Annotated in this window: 18 protein-coding genes; 16 read left to right on the top strand and 2 right to left on the bottom strand. The window is 68.3% G+C overall.

Going from position 1 to position 17,200, the window contains the following annotated elements:
- Positions 1-607 (bottom strand): IS3 family transposase (locus tag LZ199_RS40800; RefSeq protein ID WP_253999214.1); only part of this gene is annotated, 607 nt, incomplete at its 3' end.
- Positions 604-945, bottom strand: a complete 342-nt coding sequence (locus LZ199_RS40795; RefSeq protein ID WP_253999213.1) for a transposase — start codon at positions 943-945, stop codon at positions 604-606. The genes LZ199_RS40795 and LZ199_RS40800, both read right to left, overlap by 4 nt.
- A gap of 148 nt (positions 946-1,093) precedes the next feature.
- Here LZ199_RS40795 and LZ199_RS40790 point away from each other — a divergent pair, with 148 nt between their 5' ends.
- The 16 genes from LZ199_RS40790 to LZ199_RS40715 all read left to right on the top strand — a co-directional run bounded on the left by LZ199_RS40790 (position 1,094) and on the right by LZ199_RS40715 (position 17,200).
- A complete protein-coding gene (locus tag LZ199_RS40790; RefSeq protein ID WP_253999212.1) occupies positions 1,094-1,582 on the top strand; it encodes an imm11 family protein in 489 nt (162 codons plus the stop codon).
- 19 nt (positions 1,583-1,601) lie between these two features.
- On the top strand, positions 1,602-2,390 hold the full coding sequence (locus tag LZ199_RS40785) for an immunity 49 family protein (protein WP_253999211.1): 789 nt from the start codon (positions 1,602-1,604) through the stop codon (positions 2,388-2,390).
- A gap of 402 nt (positions 2,391-2,792) precedes the next feature.
- A complete protein-coding gene (locus LZ199_RS40780) occupies positions 2,793-3,527 on the top strand; it encodes a hypothetical protein (protein ID WP_253999210.1) in 735 nt (244 codons plus the stop codon).
- Positions 3,528-3,631: 104 nt separating this feature from the next.
- Positions 3,632-4,807 carry a hypothetical protein gene (locus LZ199_RS40775; RefSeq protein WP_253999209.1) on the top strand — a complete coding sequence of 392 codons (1,176 nt, stop codon included), beginning with the start codon at positions 3,632-3,634 and terminating at the stop codon, positions 4,805-4,807.
- A gap of 462 nt (positions 4,808-5,269) precedes the next feature.
- Positions 5,270-5,863, top strand: a complete 594-nt coding sequence (locus tag LZ199_RS40770) for a DUF4255 domain-containing protein (RefSeq protein ID WP_163865007.1) — start codon at positions 5,270-5,272, stop codon at positions 5,861-5,863.
- Positions 5,860-6,756, top strand: a complete 897-nt coding sequence (locus tag LZ199_RS40765; protein ID WP_253999207.1) for a hypothetical protein — start codon at positions 5,860-5,862, stop codon at positions 6,754-6,756. The genes LZ199_RS40770 and LZ199_RS40765 overlap by 4 nt, the downstream gene beginning before the upstream one ends.
- A gap of 10 nt (positions 6,757-6,766) precedes the next feature.
- Positions 6,767-8,731 carry a phage tail sheath family protein gene (locus LZ199_RS40760; protein ID WP_253999206.1) on the top strand — a complete coding sequence of 655 codons (1,965 nt, stop codon included), beginning with the start codon at positions 6,767-6,769 and terminating at the stop codon, positions 8,729-8,731.
- 18 nt (positions 8,732-8,749) lie between these two features.
- Entirely contained in the window at positions 8,750-9,205 is a 456-nt protein-coding gene (locus LZ199_RS40755) for a phage tail protein (protein WP_141643598.1), read from the top strand.
- A 1-nt stretch (position 9,206) separates the two neighbouring features.
- Complete coding sequence (locus tag LZ199_RS40750) at positions 9,207-11,996, top strand: hypothetical protein (protein ID WP_253999205.1); 2,790 nt, start codon at positions 9,207-9,209, stop codon at positions 11,994-11,996.
- Positions 11,997-11,999: 3 nt separating this feature from the next.
- Complete coding sequence (locus tag LZ199_RS40745; protein WP_253999204.1) at positions 12,000-12,479, top strand: phage tail protein; 480 nt, start codon at positions 12,000-12,002, stop codon at positions 12,477-12,479.
- A gap of 3 nt (positions 12,480-12,482) precedes the next feature.
- A complete protein-coding gene (locus LZ199_RS40740; protein WP_176435429.1) occupies positions 12,483-13,223 on the top strand; it encodes a CIS tube protein in 741 nt (246 codons plus the stop codon).
- Between the two features lie 12 nt (positions 13,224-13,235).
- Positions 13,236-13,415 carry a hypothetical protein gene (locus LZ199_RS40735; protein WP_253999203.1) on the top strand — a complete coding sequence of 60 codons (180 nt, stop codon included), beginning with the start codon at positions 13,236-13,238 and terminating at the stop codon, positions 13,413-13,415.
- Positions 13,416-13,430: 15 nt separating this feature from the next.
- A complete protein-coding gene (locus LZ199_RS40730) occupies positions 13,431-14,516 on the top strand; it encodes a phage late control D family protein (RefSeq protein WP_253999202.1) in 1,086 nt (361 codons plus the stop codon).
- Positions 14,513-15,232, top strand: a complete 720-nt coding sequence (locus LZ199_RS40725; RefSeq protein ID WP_253999201.1) for a phage baseplate assembly protein V — start codon at positions 14,513-14,515, stop codon at positions 15,230-15,232. The genes LZ199_RS40730 and LZ199_RS40725 overlap by 4 nt, the downstream gene beginning before the upstream one ends.
- Positions 15,232-16,803, top strand: coding sequence for a hypothetical protein (locus LZ199_RS40720; RefSeq protein ID WP_253999200.1), 1,572 nt, complete (start codon positions 15,232-15,234; stop codon positions 16,801-16,803). Before LZ199_RS40725 ends, LZ199_RS40720 begins: the two co-directional genes overlap by 1 nt.
- A 70-nt stretch (positions 16,804-16,873) precedes the next feature.
- Positions 16,874-17,200 (top strand): GPW/gp25 family protein, encoded by a 327-nt coding sequence (locus tag LZ199_RS40715; RefSeq protein WP_253999199.1) that lies wholly within the window; start codon positions 16,874-16,876, stop codon positions 17,198-17,200.

Below are 17,200 nucleotides of genomic sequence, written 5' to 3'. Positions count from 1 at the left end.
CGTTGTCGTGGCGGATGGACAGCCCCGTTGCCACGCCCTGGCCGTACGCACCGAAGCGAGACTTGACGCCCTGGCGGATGGGCTCGAGGGCCTCGAAACGGGTGCCCACCTTGGCCGCGTGGATGCCGACGCACTCGGCGGTGCCGTGGTCGATGGCGATGAAGACGGTGGCCTGGCCCTCCTGCGTTGTGACGGTGCAGGTGGCGTCGGTGCCCCACATGACGTCAGGCTTGTCGGTAATGATTGTGCCATCGTGGTGGCGCGGCCCCAGCACCCGGCGGGCACGGCCCGGCGCCAGCAGCCCCGCCTGGCGCATCAGCCGCAAGCAGCGGGCCTTCGAGGTGCGCACGCCCAGCGCGCGCAGCCGAGCCCATACCTTGCGGTGCCCTTCGCCCAGGAAAGGCGAGCCCGTCAGCACTCCACGGATGGCCTCCAGCAGCGCCTCGTCCGTCAGCGCCGTCTTGGGGCCGCGCCGGGCCGCCGGAGGGAGCGATGTCCGCCGACGGGCGCGATGCCGGTACACCGTGGCGCGAGGCACGCGCCAGGTAGTCGTCACGAGCGCCAGTCCGTACTGCTTGCCGCTGGAAGGCGAGAGTTGGGCGCTCATCCTCTCGACTTCCTCCAGGGAAAACCGGGGGCGTTGCCCTCCAGCAGCCGCGCCTTCTCGGCGAGCAACTCGTTCTTCATCATCAACTCGCCCACCATGGCCTTGAGCCGCAGCACCTCGTCGTCCGCGGGCTCCGGCTCACGGCTCTTGAGGTTGGCTTCGGCCCCGGCAAAGAACTTCTCCCGCCACTCGCTCAGCACCGCCGCGGTGACACCCAGCTCCCGAGACAGCGCGTCGAGTTCTTCGCCCTTGAGCAGTCGGAGTACGGCCTCCTTCTTCCGCTTCGCCGAGAATCGACCGCGCTCCGCCGTCCTGTCCTGCTTCTGCTGCTTCTTCACATCCACCTCACAAGGGGGAGGTTATTCCCCCAGAGAGGTGTCTCAAAAAATCCTGGGGCGGAGGATCATGGACTACTTCCAGCTCAATACCAGCCCAGCAGTCGACCCCGCGTGGTGCGTCCTCTACAAGGAACCCATGGGTACAAACATGCTCAGGTACCGCATGTCCATGGGTGTCGCCATGGGGGACAAGTACCCCTCCGATGCGAAGTGGTTCATGACCGATGACGCCCCCGGCATCAAGGTGCCTTCGTTGATCGCCACCGTCACCAGCCTGCTGGTCGCGGACCGCCGCATGAAGGAAGTCATCGAGCGCACGGGTGTCCCCATGGAGTGCCTGCCCTTCACGCTCTACGACCACAAGAAGCGCGTTGCCAGCACGGACCACTTCATCATCAACCCGCTGGGCACCTTCGACTGCCTCGACCTGAAGCAAAGCGAAATCATCTACGAGGGCGATGAAGTCGTCGTGGTGGAGAAGCTCGTCCTCTCCCCGGAGAAGCTGCGCTCGGCGCCCGACATCTTCCGTGTCGAGCAGGAGCCCCACGCCTACGTGCTCAGCCACCAGCTCGTGGACGAGCTGCGGCAACTGGACCCGAGCAACGTCTACCTCACCCGACTGGAGCAAACTTCGTAGGACCCGTGGAGCCACTGGCATGTACGGCACACCGCTGTTCCTGATCGAAAAGTCTTGCGGCATCTCCTTGCAGGAGATGCTCCCCGCCGTCGCCTCCAGGAGTGTCAGCCAGGACCAGGTGCGGGGGTTCTGCACCCTCTTCCGAAGAATCGGCGTCGCCCGGTTGCTCTCGAGCGGCCTCCCCGAGGCCTTCTTCGAGAACCTCGCGAAGAGCGCCCACGCGTTCCTCTACTTCCTGGAGGGAGCGGATGACAGGGCGAAGGTGACCAGCAAGTCGGAGCCCTACTTCGATGCCATCGCGTGTGATGACGTCACGACCGCAAGGAACATCGCTCGACACTCACGACAAACCTGGCACCCAGGCGAGGAGTATGAAGACGACTTCCTCTACATGTCGTTCCTGATGCGGCGCTTCTCCCTGGACGCGCCTCGGGAATCGCTCGAAGAAGTGCTGACCCGATACGCAGCTGTCCTGCAAGGGGCGGAGGACCTCAGGCTCGACCTTTGTCGCGCACTCCTCAAGACCGAGCAGGGTCCGTTCGATCAGGCGCTGTCGAAGGTTGTAGAGGACCGGGAGAGAGACCTCCGCAAGAAGATCGAAGGAGAGCGGCTGTCACCCGATGAGGTGTCCACCACGGCCAGGATCTGGGTCGAGCTGCTCGCCTTGCTGCGCTTCGCCCAGGCAGCGGGGTTGTCGGTCGAGGACCACCATGTCCTGGCCCCCTCCATCGCTCGGCACGTGAGCAGGGCCCCGCCAGTGGCTCCCGAGGCCTGGCGGCAGGTTCGCTCCTATTACGAGCTCACCTGAGGAGCACTTCCGATGAAGGTCTGCGTGACTGGCTTGGGAATGGTGAGTGCCCTCGGCTACGGAGTGGTCGGCAGCCATGCGGCCATCCGAGCCGGCATCACCCGCCCATCGCCCCTGGATGGCCTTGTTGTTGACGACGGGGAGGGAGGAGCTACCCGGGTCACGGGATTTCCGGTCAGGGGTTTCGCCGAGGGATTCTTCCAAGCAGGTGCATGGGTACGACTGGCCGCGGGAAGCTTCGACGACCTGGTTCAGGCCACCGCTCTTCCACCAGCCTCCGCACACGAGTTCTGGCGCGGCACGGGAATCATCACCCTGGCGCCCCTCATCGATGAAGAGCGGTTCCTCTTTTCACTCGACCGGGCGCCTGCCGCATTGCTGGAACACTACGCGCGGCCTCTCGTGAGGCTGCTGGAGCTTCCCGTTCTCCCTCATCAGGTCTGGGCGCTCGCCAGCGGGCACTGCGGAATGGCGGAGGCCATCAAGCTCGCTGAACGGGAGCTGTCCGCGCGAAGGCTCAACCGAATCATCGTCCTCGGCGCTGATTCCTACGTCGACCCTCTTTCCCTGGACTGGCTCGCACAGCGCAGGCGGCTGAAGACGCCCACCCGCCAGACAGGAACGGTTCCAGGTGAAGCCGGTGCCTGTGTGTTGCTGGAATCCGAGGTCAGCGCACGGACCCGGGGCGCGATGATTGGAGGTCTCGTTGAAGCCACGGGGCTGGGGGTTCGCGCTGACGGGAAGCGCCCACCGCCGACGACAATGGGACGCGCGCTGGCGGAGATGGTGAAGAATGCCCTGCCCGGGCCCCAGGACGAGCAGTCCTTTGAAGGTGAGCTGCTGCTCGACCTCAATGGGGAAGATTGGAAGGCGCAGGTCTGGGGGTATGCGCAGGTCCTGCTCGCGGAGTACCTCGACCTGGGACGGCTGCGCGTCGTGCTCCCTTGCGAGTCACTGGGAGAGATTGGCGCCGCGAGTGGACCTGCCTCCGTCTGCCTCGCCGTCGGCGGGTTCCTCCGGATGAGAGCGCCAGGTGACGATGCCATGAGTTGCTCCATCTCGGACTCCGGGCAGGTTGCAGCCGTGCGGCTCCGACGCCCTGCGGCCCTGCGCTCGCACACTGTCGCGCGCTCGTGACGCGACAGGGTGGTGATCCACCCAGGCTGCGCTTGTCGAGACCTCTCATCCAATTGTCTGCTCCAACTGGAAGGGAGTGTGCTCGGGTTTGCTAGAGTCCCGACATGCGTCTCAACCTGCGTAAGGCCCGAGGAAGCGTTGCGCGTGTCCTGGTGTGGCTCATCAGTGGCATCGTCCTCCTCGTCGTCGTCGCCATCGTCGGGCTCGATATGTTCATGCGCTCGAAGTACGAGCCCACACTCGATGCGATGCGACAGGACGTCACGGCGCACCTGGACCTCTTCTGCCAGGAGCAGACGAAGCTCGCCGCCGACCCCTGGTTCCACGAGCCGCGCACCGAGGACGACGCGGGGCCGCTGCTCAACCGCTGGATGGAGTGGGAGCGGCCGGGCCCGCCGATGCCCGCGGACTCACCGCTTCAGCTTCCCGCACATCTGAAGGAGAAGAAAACGCTGGAGGAATGGTTCGCGTTGAACCCTGACGTGTCCTCGCTCGACTTCGCCTGGATGCGTGAGCTTCAGGGCTTCGGCCGGTGGGACCTCGTGCGGAACCTTCCGTTCAAACATGAGGAGCCGTTCAACATGATGACGGCTTCGGTGCCGAACTTCATCGCCCTCCTGGAGTGGTCCAAGTTCCGGATGCTCCAAGGCATGAAGAGCGGGCAGACGCTGGAGGCGGGCAGGGACGTGCGGCACCTCGCGTGGCTGTCGTATCGGACGGACACCCTGCTCGGCGCGATGATCGCCAACGCGATTCTCGGGACGGAGCGCAAGGCCCATGCGCTGATGAAGGAGCCTCCCGCCCAGTGGCGACCGATGAGCCAGGAGCAAGGCGACCGCATGAAGGCCGTGTTCTGGGCGAGCATGGCGTTCTCCAACATCAACACCCCCGTCGCCGTGGCCCGGAAGGCGCGAAGCTGTGGGTCGGGCATCTCTCGCTGCCACGGCCTGGTCGAGGCCAGCAACTCGGCGAGGTACCTTCAGCCTCTCGCGGAGCCGGTGTACCGTGAGGCCTATGCGGAAATTCAGAGGGAGCTGGCCACGCCCTGCTCCACCTCGATGTTGACGATGCTGTGGCAGCACGGCGTGACCATCGAGGATCGCCCACCCTCCGGCGGCGCCATGCCAGACCAGCCAGAGTGGATGCGCGGTCTTCCCCGGCGCTATGTCGGAAAGCACATCGCTGGGGTGCTGATGTCCGTCGCCTCCCAGAACATCGACCTGCTGAAGAAGCTCCCGCAGGGACAGGCCACTCCGGCTTCGGCCGAAACCATGCCTTGAGCATCCCAAGGCGCGGCCACTCCCAACACCAGCAACACCCTCGCTCCAATCGCTTTCATTCGAGCCTCCCGTGTCGTGAATCCAGCCCTGCTTGTGGCGGGTTCAAACGATGGCGGCGGCGATGCGGGCTCGTCCATCCCAGGAACGTGGGGCATCCGGCGTGACGACCTGTGTCGCTCGGCGCGGCGAACACGAGGTCGGACTTCGACGACCCAATCGGGTGGACCATTTTATCCACCCCTGACTTCGCAACGATTCCGCGAGGTTCCGCTCAACCCCGTGGAGCAATTCATCCGCCCTGGCCCGGCGCGTGTGCTCACCCCGCCACTCAAGTGGCTGGGATCACTCAAGCGCGCGCACTTCACCGCGTGGGCACGCCCGTTGCTGTCCAGCCCCTGACCTTCCCGCCGCACCATGGGGGTGTGGGTGGAGGGCTGATGTCAGCGCTGGGGGCACAGGTCGGTGGCGACGTACGCGGCGATACCAGCGGTAGGACAAGCCCTCCTGGCCTTGCTGGAGCAGTCCTGCCCGAAGCCTGAGTTCGAGGGCGCGAAGTTCCGCCTCTACCAGGCCTCCGACTTCAAGGCCCCCATGGACGAGGGCATCTCCCTCTTCCTCTTCCGCGTCACCCCCAGCACCACGCGCCGCAACCTTCCCGGTCGACTCGACTCGCAGGGACGCCGCACCCGCCGGCCCCTCCCCGTCGACCTCTACTACCTGCTCACCCCCTGGGCGAAGTCCGCCGCCAAGCAACACCGGCTCCTCGGCTGGGCCATGCGCCAGCTCGAGGACACGCCCACCCTCACCGCCAGCTTCCTCAATCACTACGGCACACCCGAGACAGACACCTTCCTCCCGGATGAAACAGTCACCGTCGTCTACGAGCCGCTGAGCATCCAGGACATGCTCAACGTCTGGGAGCCCGGCAAGCCGAACATCCAGGTCTCCGCCTCTTACGTCGCGCGCATGGTCGGCATCGAGTCCGCCATCGCCGATGAGGAAGCCGGCCCCGTCCAGACGCGCGTGCTGTCGCCCGGAAAGGTGACAGAGCGATGAGGCCCGCCATCCACGTCCTCGAGCACGTGTCGCGCGTGGCCCCGCTCGGCATCCGCTTCCGCGACGAAGCCACCGGGGCATGGGTGAGCGAAGGACTGCGCGTCAGCGCGTTCCCCGTGGGACAGCCCTCGTTGCGCCGCGAGTCCGTGGTCAACCGCTCGGGCATCCATCTGCTGATGAACCTGCCCGGACTGCGAGACCTGGAGTTCGGCGGCGAGCACGCCGGAGACGACGCGTGGTGGGCCGCCCTCCCCTCGCGCCGCCCGTACACCATCGAAGTGCACGACAGCCTGGACCGCTTCCTCTCGTGCTCCTTCCGCGCGGAGCTTCCGCATCGAGGACTCTTCTCGCTCGACTGCGTCGCCTCCCCGCCTTCGCCCCTGTCGCCGCCAGCGCCCTCCGTGCCGCTCTTCTCCGCGCCCACGCGACAGAGCGCCGTGCCCATGGCCGTGGTGCGCGCGGAGCTGTGGGACACCAAGGCGAAGGCTCCCGCTTCCTGGGCACTGGTGGAGCTCACCTCCGATGGTGGCGTCACCGCGCGCGGCATGACGGATGAGCGCGGACGGCTGGCGCTGTTCTTCCCGTACCCGGCCCCCGTGGACTTCGCTCCCGGCTCGCCCGTGGACGCGTCCAGCCTGCCTCCGGGGCCTCCGCTGTTGGAGCAGACCTGGCCGCTTCAGCTCCGCGTCCATCATGACTACCGCGCACCTGGGACGGCGCTGCCGGACGTGTGCACCACGCTGTCCCAACCCCCGGCGGGGGTGTGGGCGGACACGGGCAGCCCCCAGGCGCTGCTCGAGCCAACGCTGCGCTACGGCCAGGAGCTCGTCCTGCGCACCCAGGATGCGCCTGCCTCCCGGCTGTGGATCACCCCCACGGGTTCACCTCCCTAGGAAATGACCGATGCCTGAATATCTCGCTCCCGGTGTATTCGTCGAAGAGACCAGCTTCCGCTCGAAGTCCATCGAGGGCGTGAGCACCACCACCACCGGCTTCATCGGTCCCACCCGCTACGGGCCCGTGGAGCTGGAGCCCGAGCTCATCACCAGCGTGGTGGAGTTCGAGCGCATCTACGGCAACCGCCGACAGCTCACCTTCACCGACGACGTCACGCTGCACAACTACACCTGGCACGGGGCGCGCGCCTTCTTCGAGGAAGGTGGCAAACGGCTCTACATCAGCCGCGCCTTCCGCCGTCCCGACGACGCGCTCTACACGGGCCTCGACACCACCATCGACCTGGGCGCGGGCACCGCCGTCTCCACCGAGTACAACGACGGCCACGCCCGCGCGCTCCTGGACTCGAGCGCGAACCCCAAGACGGAGACGCTGTCACTGACGGCGCGCTTCCCGGGCTCTGCCGGCAACCTGCGCGTGCGCTTCTCCCTGCGCGTGGGCCAGAACGTCCTCTCCTTCGAGGAAGGCACGCCGCGCGTGGGCGCCCTCCTGGCGCGCGACGTGGTGCTCATCCGCGACATCAAGTCCCCCATCTCCAGCCCTGTGGGCACCGGCGAGTTCTACCTGGCCACGTGGGACGAGGACGCGCAGGACTGGAAGTTCACCGGCGGCGCCGGAAGCCCCCTCTTCCTCGCGTCCTTGCAGGAAAACGCGGGCTTCGAGATTCGCGTCGTCACCGTCGCCGTGACGGCCATCCCCATGGATGACCCGGCCTCCGCGCAGACGTGGGACGGCCTGGCCCTGGACCCGGCGCACACGCGCAGCGGCGCGGCGGACTCGCTGTCCGCGCGCTTCGGCTACGACGCGGACGAGCCATCGAAGAACCGCGACGTCCCCATCATCATCTCCACGCAGGACCTGGATGACGGCGTGGAGGTGCTGAGCGCCTTCCTGGATGCCAGCCTCGCCAGCCCCATCATGAGCCCGCCGCTGGACTCGGCGCTGGAGGACCCGGACTCGCCCGAGTCACAGCGCTCGCTGGAGGTGCTGCTCAAGGGCGGCAGCGACGGCATGCGCCCCACCGCCGACGACTACAAGGGCCAGCAGGTCCCCAACACGACGCGCAAGACGGGCCTGTTCCACTTCGAGGACCTGGAGGACATCTCCATCGTCGCCGCGCCGGGCTCGACGTTCGGCCACGAGAACGGCTACGGCGCCAACTCCGCCACCATCATCAACCTGCTCATCTCCCATGCGCAGCGGATGAAGTACCGCATCGCCGTGTTGGACAGCGGCAATGGCCAGACGCTCGGGCAGGTGCGGGCGCTGCGCGCGAAAATCGATACCAGCTACGCGGCGCTCTATTACCCATGGGTGAAGGTGCTGGACCCCGTCACGCGCCAGCCCATCTTCCTGCCGCCCAGCGGCTTCGTGGCGGGCATCTACGCGCGCAACGACGTCAACCGCGCCGTCTACAAGGCCCCCGCCAACGAAGTCGTCAACCTGGCGCTCGGCTTCGAGACGAACCTGAGCAAGGCGCAGCAGGAGGTGCTCAACCCGGAGGGCATCAACGCGTTCCGCTACTTCGAGGGCCGCGGCAACCGGCTGTGGGGCGCGCGCACGACGTCGTCGGACCCGGAGTGGAAGTACGTCAACCTGCGGCGGTACTTCGCCTACCTGGAGCGCTCCATCGACAAGGGGACGCAGTGGGCGGTGTTCGAGCCGAACGGCGAGCAGCTCTGGGCCAATGTGCGGCGCACCATCGAAGACTTCATGCTCAATGAGTGGCAGCAGGGCGCGCTGCTCGGAGAGAAGCCGGAGAAGGCGTACTTCGTGAAGTGCGACCGCAGCACCATGAGCCAGAACGACCTGGATAACGGTCGGCTGGTCTGCCTCATCGGCGTGGCGCCGCTGCGTCCGGCCGAGTTCGTCATCTTCCGCATCGGTCAGTGGACCGGCGACCGGAAGTAATCCCTCTGGAGACCACCCATGGCTGTCTTTCGTGATCGCCCCTATGTGCAGTTCAACTTCCTGGTCGACCTGGGCGCCGGCAACGGCACCGAGGGCCCCGACGCGGGCTTCCAGGAGATCTCCAACGTGGGCATGGAGGTCACCGTCGCGGAGTACCGCAACGGCAACGAGAAGGAGAACAGCGTCCGGAAAATCACGGGCCTGAACAAGGCGACGGACGTCACCATGAAGCGCGGGGTGATTGGCTCGCTCAGCCTCTACAAGTGGCTGGACCAGCTGCGCAACGGCGAGTCCAACGCGCTGCGCACCGTCACCATCCAGCTCCAGAACGAGGACCACACCGCGGTGGTGCAGACGTGGAAGCTCTTGCGCGCGCGCATCATCAAGCACGTCAGCGGCCCCTTCAACGCGAAGGGAACGGACGTGGCCATCGAGGAGCTCACCATCGCGTACGAGCGCCTGGAGATGGAGTGACGTGAGCCGCCCCGCCGCCAGACGCCTCCCCGGCTTGCGCTTCGAAATCCAGGCACCGTCCGTCGTGGACGCGCTGCCTCGGATGGACGTGGGCGCATTCGTCGGCTTCGCCTCCTCCGGCCCCCTGCACGTGCCGGTGGCGGTGGAGGACGTGGCGGACTTCGAGGCGGTGTTCGGCGAGGCCCCGCTGCTCGCATGGGACGCCGAGCGCGGAGAGCCCGTGCAGGGGCACCTGGCCTCGGCGGTGCGCGCGTTCTTCCGCAACGGAGGACGGCGCTGCTGGGTCGTCCGCGTGGCGGGGCCCGACGCGAAGTCCAACACCTTCCCCGTCCCGGGCCTGCTGCGCTGCTCGGAAGGTGGCGTGGTGAGCGCGGCGCTCGCACGGGCCCGCTCGGAGGGAAGCTGGTCGGACCCGGTGCGCGTGGCGGCGTCCATCCATCGCGAGCTGGTGGACCTGGTGGACTGGAGCGCCACCGGGAGTGGCGAGGCGACGCTCGTGGTGACGGCCTCGGGAGGCGTGGCGGTGGGCGATTTGCTGCGCGTCGGGTTCGATGGCACCGCGTGCGCGCTGCTGGTGCCCGTGGAGTCGGTGGAGGCCGTGGGCCAGGAGGCGACCGCGTCCTTCTCCGGACCCGCGCCCCGACGTGTGACGGTGCGCTTGCGCACGACGAAGGCCCGGTGGCTGGAGTCGAGCGTGGCGCCGACCACTTTGCCCACCGTGTCGTGGTCCCGAGGAGAGGGGGACGTCGTGTCGCTCGGGGCCACGGCACTGGTGGACTTGGGGCCGGGCGAGGCGCCTCGTGTCCTCACGCTCACGTTGAGCGTGACGCCGGAAGCAGCCCCTCCTCCGGGCTCGGTGCTGCGATTGGTGGAGGCGTCCCTCGGTGAGCACTGGCTCCTGGTGGAGTCCGTCGTCCTGGGCCAGGTGGGCGCGGGCTCGGTGCAGGTCTCCGGTGTCGCCTCGCGAGTGCGGACGTCCACACCCGGGGCCGTGAGCTCCGCGCCGGCCTGGTGTGAGCGACTGACACTGGGCCTGTGGACGCGGCGGAGCGCGGAGCAGCCCGCGCAGTTGGAGCGGCTCGGCTTCTGCCCCAGTCATCCGCGCCACTGGGCCGCGCTGCCCACGGACACCGAGCGGGCCCGGTTCGAGGACGCGGAGACGCTTCCCTCGCGGCTTCCCGAAGAGCGGCTGCCGAGCGACTGGCGCCAGGGCATCCCGAGCAGCCGCTTCCCGCTCGCGGGCCCCGGGGCGCAGGGCGAGGCGTTCTCCATTCCGCTTGGCCTGTCGGACTCGCCCACTTTCTACGTGGGCTGCACGCCGCCCGCGGGGGACTCGCTGACGAGAGACGGGCTCGCGGCCTTCGACGCGGACCTCTTCCTGGATGCGGACCTGAAGTCCCTGAGCATCGAGGCCCTTCCGGCGCAGGCGGACTTCCTGCGCTACCAGAGCAGCCGCCCTCGCGCGCTCAAGGGCCTCCACGCCGTCATGGACCGGCTGGATGCGACGCTGGTGGCCGCGCCGGACGCCATCCATCGCGCCTGGGTGCGCACGGGCAGGCCGCCAGTTCCACCGCCCGCGCCGAATGAGCCGCTGCCCGAGCCGGACTGGGGCACGTTCCTCGACTGCGCCTACGAGCCGCCGCCCGCGCCCGCGCCGCTGGTCGCCTCACCTCCGGAGCCCACGTCCGGACAGCCCTTCACCCTGACCTGGGCGACGCTGCCGGGCACGGGAATCGAATACGTGCTGGAGGAGGCGCTGCGCCCGGACTTCAGCGACGCGGCCGTGCTGTATCGAGGGCCGCTCACCACGCGCACGCTGTACGGACGCACGCCGGGCACTCGCTACCACCGCGTCCGCGCGGAGCGTGCCGGCATCATCGGGCCCTGGACTCCTGGCGTGGCCGTCAGCGTGTCGCCGCCCGCTCGGTGGCAGGTGCTGCCTGCGTCGTCCTACGACGTGGGGCCCCTGTTCGCGGTGCAGCGTTCGCTCGTGCGCATGGCGCGTGCTCGCGGGGACCTGCTGGCCGTGCTGTCCCTTCCCGAGCACTACCGCGAGGAAGACGCGCTCGCGCATGCCAGCGCCCTGCAGTCGCCCCTGGGCTCGGAGGAGGATGGAGTTGCGCCGCTCGGCTTCGCGGAGGACGCGGCGCTGTCGCATGGCGCGCTCTACCATCCGTGGACCTTCGTCTCCGAGGAGAACAAGCCCGCGGAGCCTCGGCGCATGCCTCCGGATGGCACCGCGTGCGGCGTGCTCGCACGGCGCGCACTGGAGCGCGGGGCCTGGGTGGCTCCGGCCAACGAGCCTTGGACTGGCGTGGTGGCGCTGAGCCCCGCCATGGGCCGCGAGTGGTGGCTGGACTTGCAGGAGGCGCAGATCAACGTGGTGCGCCAGGAGCCGCGCGCCTTCCTCACCCTGTCCGCCGACACCCTGGCCACGGACCCGGACCTGCGTCCCATCCACGTCCGCAGGCTGCTGTCACTGCTGCGACGCGCGGCGCTGCGCCTGGGTGCCACGTATGTCTTCGAGCCCAATGACGCCAGCTTCCGTCGCCGGGTGCAGCGCGACTTCGAATCGCTGCTGGGAGACCTCTTCGTCCGGGGAGCCTTCGCCGGCAAGACACGCGACGGCGCATTCCAGGTCGTGGCCGGCGCCGAGCTGAACACGCCCTCCCTCGTCGAGCAGGGGCGTTTCTACGTGGACCTGCGCGTGGCGCCCTCTCAACCCCTCACCTTCCTCAACGTGCGGCTCGTCCAGAGCGGCGACCGCGGGCTCGTCACGGAGGCGCGTTAGCTCATGGCCACGACCGAGGACGAGACGGTCATCGACCCCTTCATCGCCTTCGCCTTCGCGGTGGAGATCTCCATCCCGGACGTCACGCCCAAGGCGTGCTTCGCCGCGTTCTCCGAGTGCGACGGCCTGGAGATGACCATGGACGTGAAGACGATTCGCGAGGGCGGCAACAACGGTCGGCAGATTCGCCTCACCGGCGCGTACAACTTCGGTCAGCTCACGCTCAAGCGCGGGATGACGGCCAATGACGACTTGTGGCGGTGGTTCGAAATCCTGAGGACCCGTCCCCGGCTGCGCGCCAGCGCGGAGGTCGTGATGTTCGGCCCCGCGCTGGAGCGCAAGGAGCGCGCGCGCTTCATCCTGTCGCGCTGCCTGCCCGTGAAGCTCAAGGCGCCTCCGCTCAACGCGAAGGACGGCATGGTCGCCATCGAGGAGCTCCAAATCGCCTACGAGTCCCTCACCCGCAAGGCCGGAGGCGCCTGAGCCATGTCCGACGACGCCACGCCGCTCGCGAAGGCGAAGCTCCTCCAGCTCGACTCCAACTTCGAGCACCCGATTGACGAGCAGACCACGTCCACCGTGGTGCAGTTCAACCCGGAGACGCTCAAGGTCGCCTACGCCAACCAGGTGCAGCAGCCCTCCGGTGGCGGAGACCAGCGCGGCACGCCCGCGCAGCAGTTCGTCGGCGCCGGCACCACCAAGCTGAGCGTGCAGCTCTGGTTCGACGTGACGGGGCAGCCGGAGGGCGCATCCGACGCGGTGGAGGACGTGCGCAAGCTCACCGCGAAGGTGGCCTTCTTCATCACTCCGAAGAAGGAGGGCGACAAGTTCGTCCCGCCCGCAGTGCGCTTCCTGTGGGGCAGCTTCCAGTTCGACGGAATCATGGAGTCGATGGAGGAGTCGCTGGAGCTGTTCTCCGCCGAGGGCCTCCCCCTGCGCGCCAGCGTCAGCTTCAGCCTGGCACAGCAGAAGATCACCGCCTTCGTCTTCGCGCCCACGCAGCCTCCCGCGGGCACCAGTCCGAATCCCAGCGGCAAGGGAGCGGGTGAGGCGCCCATGAAGTCCGCGCCGGAGGGCTCGACGGTGCAGGGGCTCGCGTCGAACGAGGGCAAGGGCGCGAGCTGGCAGGGCATCGCCTCCGCCAACGGAATCGAGAACCCGAGGCGACTGGCCCCGGGACAGCTCATCGACTTGCAGGCAGGCGTCAACATCGGCGTACGGCGGTAGCGGGGGGCGTGCATGGCCGTGGTCATCAACGAGATGGAAGTAGTGAGCGCGCCTCCGACGGCGCCCACGTCGTCAGGGGGCGGCTCCGGGGGCTCGGCGGAAGGCGCTGCGTCCTCCGTGCAGAAGACGCACGAGCACGAGCGCGCCCAGGTCCTCCACCGCGAGCGACATGCTCGCGTGCGCGCGCACTGAGCCGGAGAGAGCGCCATGGCCGACGGAACGGGCAATGACTCCAAGCTTCGCGCCTCCCGCCCCACGCTACGGGTGGACGGTCGCGAGCACCCCACGCTCGCCAGCGGGCTGCTGGAGCTGTGCATCGTCGAGACGGCGCAAGGGCTGTACCGATGCGAGGCCACGTTCGGCAACTGGGGCCCGAAGGATGGCGAGACGGGGTTCCTCTACTTCGACCGCTCGGTGCTCGACTTCGGCAAGCCCTTCGAGGTGCGGCTGGGCAAGCAAGACGTCCTCTTCGAGGGGCGAATCACAGGCCTGGAGGCCGGCTTCCCGGAGAGCGCCTCCCCCACCCTCACGGTGCTGGCCGAGGACCGGCTTCAAGACTTGCGGATGACGCGGCGGACGACGACGTACGAGAACGCGAGCGACGAAGACGTCCTTCGCCAGCTCGCGGGCAAACATGGCCTGACGGCGGACGTGGCGGTCCCCGGCCCCAAGCACGCGGTACTGGCCCAGGTGAACCAGAGCGACCTCGCCTTCCTGCGCGAGCGCTGCCGCGCGGTGGACGCGGAGCTGTGGGTGGAGGGCAAGTCGCTGAAGGCGAAGGCTCGAGGCAGTCGCTCCACCGGGACGCCGCTGAAGCTGGGACGCGGCAACGAGCTGATGTCCTTCACGGTGCTGGCGGACCTGGCGGGCCAGCGCTCCTCGGTGACGGTGGGCGGGTGGAATGTGACGGAGAAGGACGCGATTGCCTGCGAGGCGGGCCCGTCCGTGCTGGGCGCGGAGCTGGAGAAGGACGAGAGCGGCGCGAGCCTGCTGGCCTCGAAGCTGGCCGAGCGCAAGGAGGCCGTGGTGCACGCGGCGCCCCTGAGTGTCCCGGAGGCCCAGGCGCGCGCGGACGCGCACTTCCGGCAGCAGGCGCGGCGCTTCGTGGTGGGACGTGGCACCGCGCAGACGGACGCGAAGCTGCGCGTGGGGGCGCGCGTGGAGCTGACGGGGCTGGGGCCGCTGTTCAGCGGCAAGTACCACCTGGCCGAGGTGAAGCACCTGTTCGACGGCGCGCGCGGCCTTCGCACGGAGCTGGTGGCGGAGCGCGCTGGACTGGGGAAGGCGTCATGAGCGCGGACGCGGCGTGGGAGCAGGTGCTGGACGAGCGCGTCGCGGACGGCCTGGGTGGCCGCTTCTACGGCCTGTACCCGGCGCGCGTCACGGACCTGAAGGACCCCGACAACCAGGGGCGGGTGAAGGTGCTGCTGCCCTGGGCCACCGACGCGGCGGGCGGCGGACGCTATGAGGCGTGGGCTCGGCTGGCCACGCTGATGGGCGGCAACAACCGCGGCTCCTGGTTCGTGCCCGACGTGGATGACGAGGTGCTGGTGGGCTTCGAGGCGGGCGACGCACGGCGGCCCTATGTGGTGGGCGCGCTGTGGAACGGGAAGGACAAGCCGCCGGAGTCGATGGACGGAGGGGGCCGCAACGCGAAGAAGGTGCTGCGCTCTCGCAACGGCATCGTCATCACGCTCGACGACACGGACGGCCAGGAGACGCTCACGCTGGAGACGCCCGCTGGCCAGACGGTGACGCTCAAGGACGGGCCTGGCTCCATCGAGGCGAAGGACAGCAACGGCAACTCGCTGAAGATGGAGTCGAGCGGCATCACCGTGAATGCGGCGGCCAAGGTCACCATCAACGCGAGCACGGCGGAGATTTCGGCCGGGATGCTCACCGTCAACGCGGGCATGTCCAAGTTCAGCGGCGTGGTGCAGGCGGACACGGTCATCACCAACAGCGTCGTCAGCGCGTCGTACACGCCGGGCGCGGGGAACGTGTGGTGATGGCGACGACGCTTCCACATCCGGTGCAGTGGGTGACGGCCTCGCCGCTGTGGGGCCCCGCGCCCGACAAGCTGGCTCGACTCCAGGCGCCGGGCATCCTCCAGTTCGACTCGGACCGCTTCATGGAGGAGCTGGCGGAGCGACTCCAGTCCCCCGAACGGCCCGACCTGACGGACCTCCTGGTGACGCGCTTCAAGAGCTACCGCGAGCGCATTCCCGGCGAGCCGCCGGACGACGAAATCAACACCCCGCCCAAGCTCTACCAGCCGGCCCACGGCCGCTTCTACCTGGTCGCCACCAGCCTCGTGTGTCGCCTGCCGGGCCTGCCCGACCATGTCGTGGACACGGCGCGCGGGGAGAAGGCCGCGTTCGTCCTGCGTCGCTCGATGGGTGGCGGCAAGGAAGGCGCGTGGGTGCCGGCCGCTCCGGGCAACCCCGCCGACAAGCGGCGCATCTGGAAGGAGCTGAGCACGGCGGAGACGGGCGCGCTGGCGAAGGGCGAGGAGCTGCTGCCCCTCTTCCCGATGAACTTCGCCTCCGAGGGGAAGCGACGCCGGATGCTCGTGGGCCTGGTTCCGACGTCCAGTCGCGACACCTTCGAGTCCGCGGCGGCCTTCCAGGACGACGACCCGAGCACGGGCCTGGACCCGGAGAAGATGCTCGCGGACGAGGCCGAGGGGAAGGTCACCGCGCCCTTCGAGCAGCTCCTCGCGTACACGAAGGCGACGAGCGAGGCGGTGGCCGTCCAGAAAGAGGTGACGCGCTTCCTGCTCGTGGACTTCGCCACCTTCCTGGAGGAGCGCATCCCCGCGCTGTGGACGCTGCTCGACAAGGCGTCACCGGGCCCCACGCCCGCGGCGGGCTCACCCCTGCGCACGCTGTTCCTGTTGCTGACGGGCAACCACCGCGTGGAGGGCAGCGCCGGGGATACGTGGCAGCAGGCGCTGCGCAAGGCGATGCAGCAGCGCACGGCCATCCTCAATGGCGGCACGGGCGGGCTCGACTACAACCTGCGGCTGTGCACCGAGGTGACGGTGGCGGCGCTGCGCTCGTCCCTGGGCGCGGCGGTGGTGGCGGGGATGTACTCGCTGCCCTCGGAGCCGGAGCCGGTGTCCAAGCTGGAGGAGCCGGGCAAGGCGCTCTACGTGATGCGCTGCGTGTATCTGAAGCCCGCGTGCGGCGCGCTGTGCCCGCCCATCGTCAGCGCGCCATCGAAGGCTTTCACCCTGGCGCCGTTCTTTGATTCGGACGCACCCGCGCGTCCGGTGCGCATCGAGCTGCCGTTGGACACCAGCATTCGTGGGCTGCGCAAGTTCAAGAAGAACGTCGGCTTCACGCTGTCGAAGGGGCTCCGCAAGCAGATGTCTCGGGTGGCGGGGCTGGAGAAGACGATGAAGGGGGAGCTCGACGACGGGCTGAGCTTCGACCTGGGAGAGCTGTGCATGTTCTCCATCCCCATCATCACGCTCTGCGCGTTCATCGTGCTGATGATCTTCTTCAGCCTGCTCAACATCATCTTCTGGTGGATGCCCTTCCTGAAAATCTGTCTGCCCAAGCCCAGGGTGGGGTGAGTCCATGGACGCCGGAAAACTCATTGGACGCGGCCTCGGCTTCCCCCCACGCGTGGGTCCGGATGGGCGCATGCAGTGGTCCGAGGGCGAGCGCAACGTGCGTGAGACCATTCAAATCATCCTCGCCACCGAGCAGCGCGAGCGGCTGATGCTTCCGGAGTTCGGCGCGGGGCTCGGGCGCTTCCTGTTCGAGCCGAACACCGTCACGACGCGGCATCAAATCGGCGAGCGCATCAACCGGGCCCTGGCGCAGTGGGAGCCCCGCATCGCGGTGGAGTCGGTCAGCGTGGACGCGGACCCGCAGGACGCTCGGGCCGCCACGGCGACCATCACCTACAAGCTCGTGGCCACCGGCGCACGAGAGCGGCTCAACCTGAGCGTCACGCTCGCGGGGTAA

The organism is Myxococcus qinghaiensis (assembly GCF_024198215.1).
GTDB lineage: Bacteria > Myxococcota > Myxococcia > Myxococcales > Myxococcaceae > Myxococcus > Myxococcus qinghaiensis.
This window is presented reverse-complemented; position numbering and strand designations above follow the sequence as displayed.